We start from the raw sequence: 16,591 nt of genomic DNA, 5'->3' as shown, positions 1-16,591 counted from the left end.
CTACAGCCTAGCCGCTACCGCCGCGAACCGGAGAATTTTCACTCTTTATTGGAGCCTTCGGGCTCTTCGCTCTCCTCTGTGTCTGGAGCATGCTCCGCATTGCCGTCCTCATCCGCTACTGCTTCGGCCTCGACTTCAGCTTGGGTGTCGACGTCAACATCGCTCGTCTCCACGATTTCTGCATCACGCACATCAGCCTCTGGCACAGCCTCCGATTCAGCGTCACCCTCGACTTCAAAATCGGCTTCCTCCGTATCAGCCTCCGCTTCGGCATCAGCTTCATCCTCGGCGTCAGTCTCATCCTCGGCGTCAGTATCGACCTGAGCCTCTGCGTCGGTGTCAGTCTCGGTGTCAGTTTCAGTATCGGCGTCGGCGGCTGTCTCGGCACCGGTGTCGTCGCCAAGCGCTGCCTGCTCCTGCTCGTGTTCTTCCTGAGCCGCGCTGGTGGAGTCTTCAGTGGCCTCCTCATCGCCCTCGGCTGCAGCCGATTCTTCCGGCTCAGCAACCGGGGCGGTGGCGCGGCGCGCACGCCACGCCGTCACTGCCTGTGCAGCGGCAAAGGCACATCCCACGACAAGGCACCACAGGGAGCTCAAGCCTACCGCGGTCCACACCTCAGGTCCTGTGTACCCGTACACTCCCAACGTGCCGGAAACACCGTAGATTGCCACGAGGGCGGTCACTGCCACCGTGATGGTTGCAACGAGCACGACCTGGAAAGACACCAGGGCGCGGCGCCGAGCAAATGCCGCCACGGCTGCGATTGCTGGAATCACCAACAGCACCGCGAACCAAGGGCTAATGGAAGGCGGAACCGCGGCGGCCAAAGGTAGCGGAGGAAGTGGAACTACATGGCCGCTAAAGAGGCTCACACTGGTTCCCTCACCAATGTGCATCTCCGAGCCGCTCAGCACTGCGCCGGCTGCCACCGCGGCGTTGGGAAGGTAGAAAATACTCACCAGAAACAGGCCGATTGTTCCCAGCGCATTGAGCACCGGATAGCTGGCAAGTATTTCGGACTGGCGCGACCAGCCGAATCCCCACAGAACCACCACGAGAATAAGCCCAGCTGCAACCAGGTACCCGAGGTAGCTCAGGCCGATGCGGGCGGCATCGACGAACACGTGCGGAACGCCGCTGCGCTTTGCCAAGGCCTTCCACAGGCGCGGGCCCATTCCGCCAATAAGGGCAACCGCATGCAGCAGGAGCATGCGGGGAAGAACGCGATAGAGCTCCGGAGGAGAAACGTCATAGACCTTCCCGGCATCCCACAACATCAACCACGCAATGAAAGTCAGGACGAGTGGCACCACCAGCACGCAGGCACTCAAGACAAGCAGGTCGTTGATGCTCACCTTATCCTTCACCGCCTCGCGCACGCGGCGGCCGACCAACCAGGCCAAGAGCAGCGCGGGGAGGGCCGGGATGAAACCCAGATCAATTCCGCCAGCGCGGATAGGCGCAAGATTGAACACCATCCAGGCCTCCCCGACGATGGTGTTTAGCCACGCCGACGGGGAGCTGGTGAGAAGAAGCGCTGCGATGGCAACCACCAGGATGCTGAGGACAACAACGAGGTGCGGAACACCGACGACGATGAGCATGCGGCGAATGCGCCCGCGCAGCGTCGTTGGGGCCTGTACGCGGCGGGCACGTGCCTTGTCAGACTCGATTCCTTTAATACGCTGCGCCGGATCCCGGCGATCCCGTCGGTGCCCTCGCTCAGAGTGCTCAGCGCCATCACCGCGTCCACGCACGTGCGCGCGTGGACGAGCAGACGACCTGGACTGGGGACTCGTGTTCTTATTCATTGGCGTCCACTTTGCCACGCGCACCTCCCCCACCGGGGGTGGCGCGACGAGGTCTGATTTAAAAGGTCGGGCACACCCCCGAACGGATACTCCTTATCAGCTTTATCCTTAGCTGCATCCGCTGATGAGAACTACCCACGCGCACTCCGCTACCGGAGATCTTAAGCACCGCCAGAGATTCACTTCATTCACAGGAATCAGCTACCGCATCAGAACAAGCACATCTGTCGACGTATCAAAAAGAAAAACCGCAATGCGGGTTGCTCCGCTCTCGCCGAGACGCTACTGTTACATCTCGTTGGTAACAGGAAGGTCACAATCGGATAACCAACCAGGTTTAGACGTAACGATTGTTCTGGCTGGACGATAGTGAATTAGGACGGAAGTAGAGTTCATGCGAAGCAAGACTCAGCGAAGCGCAGGTCGCCACCGCAAGATCACCACCTCGCAGACTGCAAAGGGGCGTTTGGCGGTAATGACCGTCGCCGCAGGCGCCGTATCTACCGCAGGTGTTGGCGGTGCAGCAGCCGGCACCATTCAATCCGCTGGCACTGGTGAGACCAAGGCGCAGTCCATCGACTACACCTTGCAGGCAGATACCGATCCGCTCAAGGACGCACAGGCCGCCGTCGAGGATGCCGCACCACAGATCCTCTCCATCGCTGAGACCAAGCCGGTCGCCGACCTGGCTACCCAGCTCGACAAGGCCATTCAGGCAGCCGATGCGCGCGCCGCCGCTGACGAAGCCAACCGTGCACCGTCCGTCGCCCGCCCGGCAGAAGGTACTTTCACCTCGGGCTTCGGCCCCCGCTGGGGCTCCTTCCACTCCGGCATCGACATCGCCAATGCTGTGGGCACCCCAATCCTCTCCGTCATGGACGGCACCGTCATCGATTCCGGCCCTGCTTCTGGCTACGGCCAGTGGATCCGCATCAAGCACGATGACGGTTCTATGAGCGTCTACGGCCACATGCAGACCCTCGACGTCGCTGTGGGCGAGCGCGTTCACGCTGGCCAGAAGATCGCTGGCATGGGCTCCTTGGGCTTCTCCACCGGCTCCCACCTGCACTTTGAAATCCACCCCACCGGTGAGGGCGCAGTTGACCCGATTCCGTGGCTTGCAGAGCGCGGCGTCAACATTTCTTAAGCCCTACTCTCAACCTAGCCTTCCAACAGCTTTCAGGCGGCATAGAGCACTTTTGCTCTGTGCCGCTTTTTGCATCTCACCCACTCCGCCCCGCCTTCGTGCACGCTCCACCGCATACCCCACACTGGGGTACATGGAGGGGGTACTGAAAGATTCCTTCCCGAAAACTCTTGACCACCCCAAAGGTTACCCGGTAACTTACCGGGTATGTACCGATTGTATCCTCCTCTTACCCTCCGAACAGGAGGTGACCATGTCCGTCAAACACTCCGTGCTTGCTCTGCTGAGTGAAGAGCCCGCCACGGCCAGCCACATCAAAACCCGCTTTGCTGAAACCTTTGATCACCTCTGGCCGCTCAACATGGGCCAAGTCGCCCAAACCTTAAGCCGCTTGGAACGCGATGGACTCATCGCCACTGACGGCGAGCTCACCGGCCCCACCGGGCGCCGCGCCACCAGCTATGCCATCACCAACGCAGGCCGTGAGGAACTCTCGCAGTGGTGGATGTCCACCTTGCACAACGACGCCATCGAGCGCGATGAGCTCGTACTCAAAGTGTCACTTGCAGCGCGACGCTCCGATATCGACGTCATCGCCGTCCTTGACGCCCAGCGCTTTGCCACCGTCCGCCAACTTCGGGAGCTCAACCGCCAAGCCTCGAAACTCCCCGCAGAGCGCAGCGCCCAGCGCTTGGCCGTCGAGCGCCAAATCTTCGACCTGGAATCTCTCTCACGCTGGCTCGACCGCGTGGAGTCCCTGTCCAACCCAGCCACCACCGCCACCGAGGAGGAAACCCGATGACCCCCGACTCTGTGCCCACGACCCAGAGCATTCCTTTCCCGCTCGAACTTGAGAACATCACCTGCGTCTTCGGTAGCGGCGCCCGCCAGGTCACTGCGCTGGATTCGGTCAACCTGCAGCTGCAACCGGGCGAGTTGGTCGCCGTTATGGGCCCCTCCGGCTCCGGCAAATCCACGCTGCTCAACGTCGCAGGTCTGCTCCAACCACCAACATCAGGACGCGTGCTTCTCGACGGCGCCGATGCCTCCCAGCTCTCCAAGGCCAAGGCAGCTATCGCTCGCCGCCGACACCTTGGTTTGGTATTTCAGCACTTCAACCTAGTGTCTTCCCTCACCGTCGGAGAGAATGTGTCCCTCCCTCTTGAGCTAGACGGACTCTCGCCTGCGCAATGCCGCGAAGCTGCTGAGCAAGCACTCAATGAGGTCGGTCTCGACGGCACCATCGACCGCTTCCCGGAGGAAATCTCCGGCGGCCAAGCCCAGCGCGTGGCCATTGCCCGCGCGCTCATCGGCCCGCGTAAGGTACTGCTCGCCGATGAACCTACCGGAGCCTTGGATACCTCGACGGGTGAGGAGATCATGAAGGTTCTACGCGCGCGTATCGACGCCGGCGCCTCCGGCATTTTGGTTACCCACGAGCCACGTTTCGCGGGCTGGGCCGACCGTGTCGTCATGGTTCGTGACGGACGCCTGACCGGCGAGGAGGTGCGTTAGCATGTCAGGCATTAATGCTGCCACCCGCCCAACGCGGCGCGACCTGTGGCGCCACCCGTGGCGCACGCTGGCCGCTGTCATGCTCATCGCGCTGCCAGTGGCCCTCGTGGTTGGAATGGCCCTCTTTGATAATTCCTCCGGTCGGCTCTCCGCGGCCTTGAGCTCACCCGAGCGAGCCCTGCAGGTCAGCGGCCCGGGCATTAGCAACGAAGACGTACCGCGCTTGGCTGCCGAGGTGCTTCCTTCGGGCCTCAGCGTCAGCCCAGTCACCACTTTTTCTAGCACGTCACTAATCCATAATGGGAAGTCAACCAACTCCTGGGTAGATCAGTTCGACGCAGAGAATCCGCCGGAGCCGGCGCAGGAGGCCGTCGACAAGTTCAATCTTGGCCCCAACCAGGCAGTTCTATCGCGCTCTACAGCACACAAGATCGACGCCTCCGTTGGAGACGTCATCACGGTGCGCACCAACGCCCTCAGCGGTGACCACCAAGCCACAGTCGCGGCCATTGCTCCCGAAAACTATGACTTCGTCACCTCCCCCACCCTCAATGACGCCCTCAGCGACCCGTCCTCTCAGATACACACCTCCTGGGCCATCGTGGGTGATACACCGCTGACCAAGGAGGATGCCGACCGTGCCCGTGAAGCTGGGCTGGAAATCTGGGCACCGGAACTGCGAGATACGGACCGGCCCGATTCTGAGCCTGATTCCATTGGCGGGACCTTGAGCAGCATTCTTTTCGTGCTCTTCTTCGTCGGCCTCTATGCCATCGCCGGATTGCTCATCCTTTTCCTTCTCGCCCCCGTCTTCACGCTGGCCACTGGACGCAATACCCGCCTGTACGCGCTGATGTCGAGCCAGGGTGCATTGCCACGCCACATCATGTTCGCGGTGATGGCTTATGGCCTGCTAATGGGGCTCATCGGCGCCACTATCGGCGTGGTTGTTGGCCTCACGGCTTCGTGGGTGTGGTGGACAGCCCGCTACCCGGACTTTGCTGCCCACCCGCCCTTCCTAGCTATTGGCCTCGCCTGGCTCGTGGCGGTGGCAGGCTGTGTCATTGTCTCCATCGTTCCTGCGTGGTTGGCGCAACGTGGTGCTTTAGCCACGGCGATCCAGGGCGCCGCACCCGACCGCCTCTTGCGCTTCCGGCGGTGGATGGCCGTCGGCCCCGCATTCCTGCTTCTGCTCGTGTTATTCAGCTTCACTCCCTGGGGAAAGTACATCCCTACGGTGCTGGCTCTCTTCGGAGTCATCGCGGTTGCCGCCTCAGCCCCGGCCTTGGTCTTCTTGTGCTCCCTGCTGTCTCGCCGGGGCCCTCTCTCGCTTCGCCTGGCCGGACGGGGCCTGACCCGGCGCAGCATGCATGCCTTGCCGACGTCCATCGCTCTCGTCTCAGTCACCTTCGTGACCACCCTGTTTGGCGTAGGCATCATGACGGATAGCGCAAAGACCACTGCCGAAGAAAAGCTCGTCATGCCGCCTACTTCTGCACTGATTGAGGAGACGACGTTTGAGCAACCATCGCAGGTGTCCACTCCGGAAGAACGCGCCGCGGTAGAGGCCGTCCTGCAGACCACCTCTGCCCGCACGTATCCCTTCTATGCTTTCCCCTCGTGGACGACGTCCTACAGCCTTCCGGAGGAAGGCACCTTCTATGAGCTCAGTACCGAGTTTGATTACCAGTGTGAACAGGTCGATCTCAGCAAACCAGTTGAGAAGGCAGTCTTTGTGGATAATCAGGGGCGACGCACCGATGAGTCCGAGGAGGCTCGCCAAGAATGCGCCCACGAGCTGATGACGTCATTTCCTTATAACCCGTTGATCTATCAAAGCAGGATGATTCAAACGGATTCTTCCCAGCTTGAGCTGTGGCAGTTCGACTCGGAGGAAGATCGCCGCGCAGCGGCGCAGACATTGGACGCCGGGGGCATCGTGCTTCCCCACAGCAGCCACGTCGGCGATAGCACGCACGGCACGGTGACTCTAAAGTCCTATAGCCGCATTGACAGCCAAGAACCGAGCGGGACACAGGAGTCGGATCTGCCAGTTGTGGAGGCACTACCCACCGCGGCCCGCGACGTGGTCTTGATTAGCCAGCAGGCAGCAGAAAAGCTAAACATGGAGCCCTTCTACGTGGGCCAAGCCCTCGCTTTCGACGAGCCACCGAGCGAGTCAGAGCGTGAGGAGCTGCAAGACCTGGCAGCGAGCGCCTCGCAATCGCAATACTCGCTAAACTTCGCAGTCTCTACTCCCGAGAGCTTCCGCTACTACCTAGGCCTCGGAATGGGGATTGTCTGCCTCATCGTGCTGGCGCTCATCATTGCCAACGCCGCTAGCAGCATGCGCCAGGAAAGCACCGTGCTGCAATCAATCGGCGCCCACCCTTCGCTGATGTCCAAGGTAGCGGCGTGGCAGACCTGGATGCTGGCCACCGCAAGCATGCTCTTCGGCGTGATTGCGGGCCATCTCGGCACGTACTTCTTTGCCGATAGCTCCGGATACGCCTACTCGACGCCGCCCTATGGTCTGCGCCTGCAGGACTATTTCACCCCAGATTGGTGGCAATTCCTCGCCGTGCTTATCGTGCCTCTCCTGGCCGCAGCACTAGCGGCTGCTGTGAATCGCAGCGATAAGACGGCTCCGCTTACCGCACGGGATCGCAGTGAATCACGTTCGCTGACTTAATCCCTTCTGACCTAGTACCTGCACTTCACAGTGCTCTCCTCCCCAGCGCTCTCGGCTGAATGATTGGCCGAGGGCGCTGCGCTTTTCACACCCCCATAACCTACCCCCATTCTTTAAACCTCTACTTTACCCCTGTAACAATTTTCACTTCTTTCACACATGTAACACGCTGGGCTGTTCGATGGGTTTTCGAACAATTCCTGTATTTACCTGCATTTTTAGAGATTGCGCAGGGCGATAGCTCGGGATAGTTTGTATCTCGTTGCCACAAAGCCTCAGCACGCAGACGCAACCACGCCGGCGTGTCGCAGGCTTCAAGGCGCATCGCGGCTGTTATGGCCGCGCCCTATCGCTCACAGGCTTCCTGCCGCCTTCGTCGGCGGAAGCGAGCCACAGCAGGACTTAAGGACGTGAAGTTATGAAGCGCACGCTCAGCGCACTCGCCGCCGTGGCGGTTACCACCGCTACCGTGACGGCCCCAGCGTTCGCCGCCGAACCGGCAGCAAGCGTGGATGTCTCCGACGGGTCCTCCCAGGGCCCTACCGCCGGCGACATCGAAGTCAAGGAAGACTCCAAGGCCGACCTCTTCAAAGCATTCTCCGGGCTAATCGTGTCCACGGCCGGAGCCCTCAACGGGGCCTCCACCCCGGAGATCAACTCCACGCAGGACGGCTTCGATATCGTCCTCGATCCCTCCAGCATTCCTGGTCTCGCCGAGGCCTTCGCCCCACAGGGCGATCACTCCGGTCTCACTCCTACACGCGGCCAGGATGCCAACGGTAATACCGTGGTCTTTCCGACCTCCGGAACCTTTACCTCTGGCTTTGGCCCGCGGTGGGGTTCCTTCCACAACGGCATCGACGTAGCGAACCCAATCGGCACGCCCATCTACGCCGTCATGGACGGAGAGGTCATCTCCTCCGGCGCAGCCCAAGGCTTCGGAAACTGGATCCGTATCCAGCACGACGACGGCACCATCACCGTCTACGGCCACATGCCCAGTGATCAGCTCTTGGTCAAAGTTGGTGACCATGTCTCGGCCGGCGACCAGATCTCCGTCATCGGCAACGAGGGCCACTCCACCGGCCCGCACCTGCACTTCGAAGTGCACCCGGGCGGCGGCGCGGCCGTTGATCCGGTGGATTGGTTCAGCGAGCGCGGCATCCTCATCTAAAGCTTTAAAGCTTTTCCATCGGCACACCGCCGATGAGCATGAGGCGGACCTTGCCCGCTGAACCAAAGTCCACGGTGACCGTCGCACGCGCGCCGGTACCGGAGGCTTCGATGACCGTGCCCAGCCCGTACTTCGCGTGGTTGACACGGTCCCCCACAACTAAATTGAGATGGTTATTCTTCGGCATCGATGTTGCCGAAGCTGGCTTGCGCGAGCGCTGCGAAGGGGAAGACGCAGCGCCCCGCGAGCCATAGCCGCCCCCACGGAAGAACCCACTATCTGAGCCGAAGGTTCGCCCGTATTGGTAGGAATCATCTCCACCCCACGCGCCGGACAGCGAGCTGTCTGGTTCTTCACGGCGCCAGTCGATGAGGTCCTCTGGGACCTCGGCGAGGAAGCGGCTGGCCGGGTTCGTCACCGGGTTGCCCCAGGACGAACGGAGAATCGCGCGCGTGAGGTAGAGCTGTTCCCTAGCGCGCGTAATACCCACGTAGGCAAGGCGGCGCTCCTCACTGAGCTCCTTCGGGTCCCCCAGGGAGCGCATGTGCGGGAATTGGCCATCCTCCCAGCCGGTGAGGAAGACAACTGGGAACTCCAGGCCCTTCGCGGTGTGCAGGGTCATCAGCGTGACTACTCCGGACTCATGATCCGGAATCTGGTCCGCATCAGCCACGAGCGAGACCTTTTCGAGGAAGGCTTGAAGCGAGCCCGGCGCGGCTTCACCTTCCGATAGCTCCGGGGCCTCCTCTGCGTCTGCACCCAAGAAGGCCATCTCATTGGCCGCCTCAGAGCTGAACTCGCGCGCCACCGATACCAACTCGTTGAGGTTGTCGAGGCGTGCCCCATCCTGCGGGTCATTGGAGTTTTCAAGCTCCGCGCGGTAGCCGGTGGCATCGAGAAGCGCGTTGAGCAACTCCCCCAAATCCGGCTGGCCCGTCACCTCATTGACCATGCCCGGAATCTGCGCGCGCACGCCCTCCATCATCTCGTTGAATTTGCTTACGGCATTCACTGCTCGTGTGCCAAGCCCGGCGACCTTGCCCGCTGCCGCATCGCGGAGAGCAGCCCCAAAGCTCACGCCAAGGTTCTCCGCGTGCAGGGCGATCTGTGCCTGTGCCTTGTCACCAATAGCGCGCTTCGGCACGTTGATAATGCGGCGCAAGCTCACCGTGTCATCCGGATTATCCATGATGCGCAGATAAGCCACCATGTCCCGGATCTCGCGGCGCTCGTAGAAACGCGTGCCACCGACCACCTTGTACGGGATGCCCGAGCGCACGAAAATATCCTCCAACGCGCGGGAGGCATTGTTGGTGCGGTACATCACCGCAATATCCGAATACGCCGTGCCTTTATCCGCCAGGGAATCAATCTCCGAGGCGATGTATCGCGCCTCGTCGTGCTCGTTATCCGCCACGTAGCCGACGATCTTTTCGCCTTGGCCGTGGGCAGTCCACAGATTCTTCTCGCGGCGACCCTCATTCTTCGCAATCACCGCATTCGCCGCGTTCAGAATGGTCTGCGTCGAACGGTAGTTTTGCTCAAGCAGAATCGTGTGCGCCTGCGGGTAGTCCCGCTCGAACTCCTGAATATTCCTGATGGTGGCTCCGCGGAAGGCATAAATCGACTGATCAGAATCACCCACCACACACAGTTCCGGAGCATCCGGCGGCAGCTCGCCCCTGCCCACCAAGGCCGAAACAAGCGCGTACTGCGCGTGGTTGGTGTCCTGGTATTCGTCGATAAGCACATGCTTAAAGCGGCGACGATAAAACTCCACTACCTGCGGGTGCTGGTTAAAGATGCGCACTACTTCCCCGATAAGGTCATCGAAGTCCACCGCGTTCGCGGCACGCAGGCGGCGCTGATATTCCTCGTACACACTCGCCACAGTGAGCTCGAAAGGATTCTTCGTCCTCTCTGCCTCCGCGCGCGCCTGCTCCGGAGAGACGAGCTCATTCTTGCGGTTGGAAATCTGATTCGCCAGAACACGTGCCGAATACTTCTTCAGATCCAGCTGCATGTCCTTTGCAATCATGGTGAGCAGCCGGCGCGCATCATCGCCGTCATAAATGGTGAAATTGGTGTTCAACCCCGGCACCAGTTGGGCGTTATTGCGCAGGATACGCACGCAAATGGAGTGGAAGGTAGACACCCACATCCGCTCTGCGACGGGGCCGACAAGCTGGCCCACGCGCTCCTTCATCTCCGCGGCTGCCTTGTTAGTAAAGGTGATGGCAAGGATCTGCCACGGGGCGACCCCACGCTCGCGCATGAGATAGGCAATGCGGCGGGTCAACACGGCGGTCTTACCCGAGCCCGCGCCGGCCACGATGAGCAGCGGCGAGCCCGAATGCGTCACGGCCTCTTCTTGTTGCGGGTTTAAACCTTCCAGCAACGGATCGGAGCCCTGACCGGAAGGGGCATCCGCGTTGAGTCCGGGCGTGGGAAATAAGCCACCAGCGGTGGCGTCAGTGGAAGGATCAGAAGAAGAACGAGGCCTAAACGGAGAATTGTTATTCATAATGCTCTCCAACCTACTAGCACCACCGGACATTGCCTGCCACACCACTTTTTATCTGCGAATACCGACGTCACGACTCATAATTCCCCTTTGCTTGAACGTGGTGGCACAATCTGAAGACATGAGCGCTTCACAATCTGGCACCCCTGACTCGGGCTTGAGCCCCGAACACCAAGACCCCAACGTCGTGGACAATGGCCTCGATATTCGTATGCCCTCGGGCACCGATGACCCGCTGAGCGATGCCGAGATTCAGCGCTACCGCGAAGAAATCAACCGGCTCGACCGCGTTATTCTCGACGCCATCAAGCGCCGCACCGATATTTCCCGCACCATTGGCAAGACGCGAATGAGTTCGGGTGGTACCCGTTTGGTGCATACCCGCGAAATCGCTATCCTCAACGAATTCCGCAGCGAGTTGGGTGAGGAAGGCCCCGCCATCGCCTCTGCCCTGCTGCGGTTGGGGCGCGGCAAGCTTGGCTAGCTAAGCACCTCGCGGAATAGTCCCCAACGCCCGCTCCTCACGCCTGGTCGTGAGCTACTCTCTCTTCATGCGCTTTTTCTCTCGTCTCGCTGCAACTCTCGCCGCAGCTAGTTCTGCCTTCGTGCTGACCGCCTGCAGCGGTTCTTCCTCCCACGTCGCTTCCATTACCACCACGACCCTGAACCTTCCCGCCGTCGGCGATTCCGGCCGCACACAGGATTCCGGAACAAATAGAGGTTCGGAAGAGGTCCTCGACAGCAATTCTCTCTGGGATAACACCACTGAAATCCCCCAAGCGGAGCGCCCTGATCCCCGCGTGGACTTGGCCCAGCCGGAAGCCGCTGAGTACTTCATGACGGTGGGGTTGCTGACGCCAGGAGCAGCTATTTATAACGCCGCTGGCGATAATCGGTGTTCAGCCGGGCACTTCGTAGGCGATGGCGAGCGCCTCTTTATTCTCACCGCCGGCCACTGCGGGGACAAGGGCGACACCTTTTTCTATAAGGATCGCGCTGGAGACAACGTGAAGATCGGCGAAATGGTGTTAGAGGCCCGTAATACCAATACGGACAGGATTAACTCGGCCGACATCGCGCTTATCGAAGTCTCCAACCCAGCTGCACAAGTGTCGACGTCACCGGCCCTTAATGCTCCTTTGGCGGGATGGATGCCTCTTGAGGAGGTAGCTTTGACGAAGCCCACAATTTGCCGCGCCGGCTCGACGCGAGGAGTCTCCTGTGGCAACTTCATCGACCGCCACGAGGATCAGGGGCTGTTTACTTTCGGCAATGACAGCGCCCCAGGCGACAGTGGCGGACCAGTCTATGCTTCCATCGACGGCAAACTCTGGGCCGTTGGTGTGCTGTCCTTCGGCAACGACCAGGACCCCTCTGACGTCGAAGTGGGCGCCATGGAGATCGGAAACACGATGAAGCAATTCGATTTAAAGCTCTACGCCTAGTTCATCGCAGTGCAGCCTTCTGCTTCGGCAGCGAAGGGGTTTCTGGACTACGGTGGACACAGTAAGTTTCATGTCTGCTACCTGCCAGAAAGGCTTTTGCAATGGACATCACCGCTCAGCCGCAGTGGGCCGCGCTCACCTCGCTTTTTGAAAGCAAGAAGGACCTCAACCTGCGTGAGCTTTTTGCCAACTCCGCTTCCCGCGCCGCAGACTATTCTTTCGACGCCGCGGGCCTGCACGTGGATCTGTCGAAAAACCTCATCGATGAGGAAGTAGTCACCGCGCTGGTGGACCTCGCCCGAGCTGCCGACGTCGAGGGACGCCGCGACGCCATGTTCGCCGGCGAGCACCTCAACAACACCGAGGACCGCGCCGTGCTGCACACCGCGCTGCGCCTGCCTGTTGAAAAAGATTTGAGCGTGGACGGCCAGGACGTCGCTGCCGACGTCCACGAAACTTTAGGCCGCATGCGCGACTTCGCCACCGCGCTGCGCTCCGGCACGTGGCTGGGACATACGGGCCACACCATCAAGAAGGTGGTCAACATCGGCATCGGCGGCTCCGACTTGGGCCCGGCCATGGCCGCGAAGGCCCTGCGCTCCTACGAGGTAGCGGGCATTAGCGCGGAGTTCGTCTCCAACGTCGACCCGGCGGATCTCGCCGCAACTCTCGACGGCCTCGATGCCGGATCCACCCTCTTCATCGTCGCTTCCAAGACCTTCACCACTCAGGAAACCCTGGCCAACGCTCACGCCGCGCGCCGCTGGCTGATTGAGCAGTTTGATGGTGACGAGTCGGCCGTCGCCAAGCACTTCGTTGCGGTCTCCACCAACGCGGAGAAGGTCGCGGAGTTCGGCATCGACACCCAGAACATGTTTGGTTTCTGGAACTGGGTGGGCGGGCGCTACTCCGTCGACTCCGCCATCGGTCTGTCGCTCATGTGCACCATTGGCCCACTGGACTTCATGCGTTTCCTCGAGGGCTTCCACGCCATGGATGAGCACTTCCGCACCGCGCCTATGGAGCAGAACGTACCTGTGCTCATGGGTCTGCTCGGCGTCTGGTACTCCAACTTCTTCGGCGCGCAGACCCACGCGGTGCTGCCTTACTCCGAGGACCTTGGACGCTTCCCTGCCTACCTGCAGCAGCTGACTATGGAGTCCAACGGCAAGTCCGTGCGCCGCGACGGCACCGCTGTCACCACCGGCACCGGTGAGATTTACTGGGGCGAGCCGGGCACCAATGGCCAGCACGCCTTCTTCCAGCTCATGCACCAGGGCACCCGCCTCATCCCGGCGGACTTCATCGGCTTTGCCCGCCCGAAGGAGGACTTCCCTACTGCAGACGGCACCGGTTCCATGCATGACCTGCTCATGGGTAACTTCTTCGCGCAGACCAAGGTTCTGGCTTTTGGTAAGACTGCGGAAGAGATTGCCGCCGAGGGCGTGGACCCGGCCGTGGTCCCGCACAAGGTGATGCCGGGCAACCGCCCGTCCACCACGATCCTGGCGGAGGAGCTCACCCCGCAGACCCTCGGCGCACTCATCGCGCTCTACGAGCACATCGTGTTCACCCAGGGCATCATCTGGGACATCAACTCCTTCGACCAGTGGGGTGTGGAGCTGGGCAAGCAGCAGGCCAACGACCTGGCACCGGCAGTCTCCGGCAAGGAGGAGGCCGCATCCGGCGACGGCTCCACCGATGCTCTGATCGGTTGGTACCGCAACCACCGTTAAGCACTGCTTGGCGACGTCTCCCCCCGGCCGAACGGTCGGGGGTTCACGCGTTTTAACGCGTCAATCGAGATGTGGGATCGCCAACGCCGCAGAGGCCCTGTGGGCGTCCGCGTGGTGGTGCGTTTCCTTTGCGTTGCGTGTCCTTCGTGCTGCGTGGCGGTTTACCCGCCACGCGGTCCAAGTCCGCGTTGTGCGGCTTGATACGCAGCCTGGGCGGTTATCGGTTCTCCCCAGGGAGGGATGTAATCCACATCGCCGCGTAGTCGGAAGACATAGCCGGCACCGGTGGGTTTCTCCGGGTCATCATCATTGACGCCGTTGTGATAGGCACACAACATTGTCAGATTCGGCGGGTCGGTGGTACCTCCTGCTTTCCATGGGATGAGGTGGTGTACCTGGGCATAATCAGCAGGTTTATTACATCCCTTCCTGGCACAGGTGGGATGCTCGGCGCTGGCCATCATGCGCTGCTCAAACCCGGCCAAACGTTTCATGCGGTGCAGCCACACCGGCCCGATCGTGGGGTGGATGAGGGTTACGTAGCCGATCTCGGCAAACTTATAGTTCAGAAATTCCGTGCCGGTCATGCGGCCGCCATTGGTTAGTTCGAGCACGATGTCATCACCGTCGCCGCTCACAATCTTGTCGAGCTTGTCCAAGGTAACGACCACGCTGGTGAGCACCGCCGGTTTGGTACCGCCGTGAGATTTGTTGAAGAAGACGTGCCTGGAAGCATCAAGCAGGTTGTCCTTGTTGATGGATTCCAGCACGCCGCGCATCTCAGTGACGGTCAAAGGGTCATCGGTAATGGTCAGCGAGTGCGGCCCATCAGCACGGTAGGTCATGCGCACCCCGGGCGTGGGAATACGTTTGGGCTTGAGCTCTTTGAGGCGTTTAGCCGCCACGGCGGGGATGTTGTGGGCGGGCGTGCCGGCGAGCTTTACACGCAGGTTCCACACATGAAGCTGATTCTTCAGCTTCTTCGTGTAGGACTCAATAAGGCTCAGCGTGGCCAGGTCATGGCCTTGTTCTAAAGCTCGGCTGCGGGCGGTGCGTTGCTTGCCCGTGAACTTGGTGGCGCCGAAGTAGATGTAGTTTAAGCGCGCCAGTTCGGCGGCGTCGGCCGGTCCAGCGCCGAGTGCGCGTAAACGTTTCTCGCCTCCTACCGCCTGCTCCACCAACTTAATCCCCGAGTTGCGGTAGGAGAAGTAGGTCTCTAAATCCCCCATGCCTCAGAACACTAAAGCACCCTTGGCAACCCCGCAACCGGAGACAGAAACTCTAAAGCTTGATCATCGACTCCCAGCCGAACGGAATGTGGTCAGAGTCCACAATCTTGCGGCCGAACGGGAAGCACGTCACCGGGATCATCTTCAGGTTGGCCAGAGCCACCGGGATGCCCACGATGGTCACGGCCTGCGCCGCTGCAGTGGTGACGTGGCCGATGGCCAGCCACAGGCCAGCGACAAGGAACCAGACAACGTTAGAGAACCGAGACATGCCGCCGGTACCTTTGACCGGTTGAATGACGGAGCGCCCAAAGGGCCACAGGGCGAAATTCGCCATACGCATCGAGGCCACACCGGCGGGAATCGTCACGACGGGGATGCAGGCCAGGATGCCTAGGAGAAAGTAGCCCAGTGCGAGGACAAGGCCACCAGTTGCCAACCAGATGATGTTCAAAATGATCTTCATGCATCCCAGCCTAGCGATGCGGCTGGCAGTGCGGGCACCACCAGATGACGCGTTCTAGCTCACCTTCGTCGCCGCCCGCGTCCACTCCTCCCAACGTGGACTTCTCAATCAGCGTGCCGCAGCGCCGACAGCGCTGACGGTTGCGGCCGAAGACGTACGTGGTCTCCCCTGCCCGCTTCACGCCGGTCGTTACGCGTATCGGCGAGTCCCGGTTAGCCCAGATGAGGCGGCGGGAGATGGTGAGGATATGAGGGACGTCGACAAGCGCTACCGGTGTTGCTGGATGAACGCCGGCTAGGAAGCAGATCTCGGCGCGGTACTCGTTGCCCAAACCCGCCACGTTGCGCTGGTCCAAGAGCGCGGCGCCGATGCTGCGCTCGGGGCGTGATTCGATGCGGCGAACGGCCTCCTCGAAGCCGCCGTCTAACCACTCGGGCGCGAGGATGTCTGGGCCCAGGTGCGCCATGCGCTGCTCAAACTCGCGGGCTGGAAAGACCTCGACCAGCCCTAGCCAATGCCCTACCAACTCAATATCGCGCGGGGTGTTCTCCATCTGCAGCACCACGCGTGCGCTGTGGCCGGGCTTGCGCCAGCGGTCCCCGGCATAGTGGATGGCCCACGTGCCCTCCATCTTGAGGTGGGTATGCAGGATGAGCTCGCCGCCGAAATCCATGAAGAGGTGCTTGCCATAGGGCCAGACCTCCTCGCACACCAGCCCGTCGAAGCGCACGGTGGCATAGCGCGGCACGCGCAGGGAGGAGGAGATCACGCGCCGGCCGTCCATGAACTGCAGCCGGTTCGACAGCTGCAGTACGGAATCACCCTCGGGCACAGCAGAACCTCCTCACCGAA

Annotated in this window: 13 protein-coding genes; 8 read left to right on the top strand and 5 right to left on the bottom strand. The window is 61.1% G+C overall.

Features of this window, described 5'->3' with window-relative positions; genetic code table 11:
- Positions 1-38: 38 nt before the first annotated feature.
- Positions 39-1,757, bottom strand: coding sequence for a cell division protein PerM (locus tag HMPREF2743_RS07465; RefSeq protein WP_246824477.1), 1,719 nt, complete (start codon positions 1,755-1,757; stop codon positions 39-41).
- A gap of 448 nt (positions 1,758-2,205) precedes the next feature.
- Here HMPREF2743_RS07465 and HMPREF2743_RS07460 point away from each other — a divergent pair, with 448 nt between their 5' ends.
- The 5 genes from HMPREF2743_RS07460 to HMPREF2743_RS07440 all read left to right on the top strand — a co-directional run bounded on the left by HMPREF2743_RS07460 (position 2,206) and on the right by HMPREF2743_RS07440 (position 8,339).
- Positions 2,206-2,958 carry a M23 family metallopeptidase gene (locus HMPREF2743_RS07460; RefSeq protein WP_070529531.1) on the top strand — a complete coding sequence of 251 codons (753 nt, stop codon included), beginning with the start codon at positions 2,206-2,208 and terminating at the stop codon, positions 2,956-2,958.
- A 253-nt stretch (positions 2,959-3,211) separates the two neighbouring features.
- Positions 3,212-3,760 carry a helix-turn-helix transcriptional regulator gene (locus HMPREF2743_RS07455; protein WP_070818503.1) on the top strand — a complete coding sequence of 183 codons (549 nt, stop codon included), beginning with the start codon at positions 3,212-3,214 and terminating at the stop codon, positions 3,758-3,760.
- Positions 3,757-4,473, top strand: a complete 717-nt coding sequence (locus tag HMPREF2743_RS07450; protein ID WP_070818502.1) for an ABC transporter ATP-binding protein — start codon at positions 3,757-3,759, stop codon at positions 4,471-4,473. The genes HMPREF2743_RS07455 and HMPREF2743_RS07450 overlap by 4 nt, the downstream gene beginning before the upstream one ends.
- A 1-nt stretch (position 4,474) precedes the next feature.
- Positions 4,475-7,165: an FtsX-like permease family protein gene (locus HMPREF2743_RS07445; RefSeq protein ID WP_070818501.1), complete on the top strand. Its 2,691-nt coding sequence runs from the start codon at positions 4,475-4,477 to the stop codon at positions 7,163-7,165.
- A 418-nt stretch (positions 7,166-7,583) separates the two neighbouring features.
- On the top strand, positions 7,584-8,339 hold the full coding sequence (locus tag HMPREF2743_RS07440) for a M23 family metallopeptidase (RefSeq protein ID WP_070529386.1): 756 nt from the start codon (positions 7,584-7,586) through the stop codon (positions 8,337-8,339).
- A 4-nt stretch (positions 8,340-8,343) separates the two neighbouring features.
- Here HMPREF2743_RS07440 and pcrA read toward each other — a convergent pair whose 3' ends face one another.
- Entirely contained in the window at positions 8,344-10,863 is a 2,520-nt protein-coding gene (pcrA, locus tag HMPREF2743_RS07435) for a DNA helicase PcrA (RefSeq protein WP_070818500.1), read from the bottom strand.
- Positions 10,864-10,984: 121 nt separating this feature from the next.
- Here pcrA and HMPREF2743_RS07430 point away from each other — a divergent pair, with 121 nt between their 5' ends.
- From HMPREF2743_RS07430 to pgi, 3 genes are all read left to right on the top strand, one after another.
- Positions 10,985-11,347, top strand: a complete 363-nt coding sequence (locus HMPREF2743_RS07430; protein WP_070529391.1) for a chorismate mutase — start codon at positions 10,985-10,987, stop codon at positions 11,345-11,347.
- A gap of 67 nt (positions 11,348-11,414) precedes the next feature.
- Entirely contained in the window at positions 11,415-12,308 is an 894-nt protein-coding gene (locus HMPREF2743_RS07425) for a trypsin-like serine protease (protein ID WP_070818528.1), read from the top strand.
- A 101-nt stretch (positions 12,309-12,409) separates the two neighbouring features.
- Positions 12,410-14,044 carry a glucose-6-phosphate isomerase gene (gene pgi / locus HMPREF2743_RS07420; protein WP_070818499.1) on the top strand — a complete coding sequence of 545 codons (1,635 nt, stop codon included), beginning with the start codon at positions 12,410-12,412 and terminating at the stop codon, positions 14,042-14,044.
- A gap of 161 nt (positions 14,045-14,205) precedes the next feature.
- Here pgi and HMPREF2743_RS07415 read toward each other — a convergent pair whose 3' ends face one another.
- The 3 genes from HMPREF2743_RS07415 to HMPREF2743_RS07405 are packed head-to-tail and all read right to left on the bottom strand — an operon-like array spanning position 14,206 to position 16,571.
- Complete coding sequence (locus HMPREF2743_RS07415; protein ID WP_070529395.1) at positions 14,206-15,273, bottom strand: HNH endonuclease signature motif containing protein; 1,068 nt, start codon at positions 15,271-15,273, stop codon at positions 14,206-14,208.
- Between the two features lie 52 nt (positions 15,274-15,325).
- Entirely contained in the window at positions 15,326-15,739 is a 414-nt protein-coding gene (locus tag HMPREF2743_RS07410) for a YccF domain-containing protein (RefSeq protein WP_049155174.1), read from the bottom strand.
- A 10-nt stretch (positions 15,740-15,749) separates the two neighbouring features.
- Entirely contained in the window at positions 15,750-16,571 is an 822-nt protein-coding gene (locus HMPREF2743_RS07405) for a DNA-formamidopyrimidine glycosylase family protein (protein WP_070818498.1), read from the bottom strand.
- Between the last annotated feature and the right edge of the window lie 20 nt (positions 16,572-16,591).

This window comes from Corynebacterium sp. HMSC036D02 (assembly GCF_001836165.1).
Taxonomy (GTDB): domain Bacteria; phylum Actinomycetota; class Actinomycetes; order Mycobacteriales; family Mycobacteriaceae; genus Corynebacterium.
The sequence above is the reverse complement of the archived record's forward strand: the minus strand, read 5'-3'. Positions and strand labels throughout refer to the sequence as shown.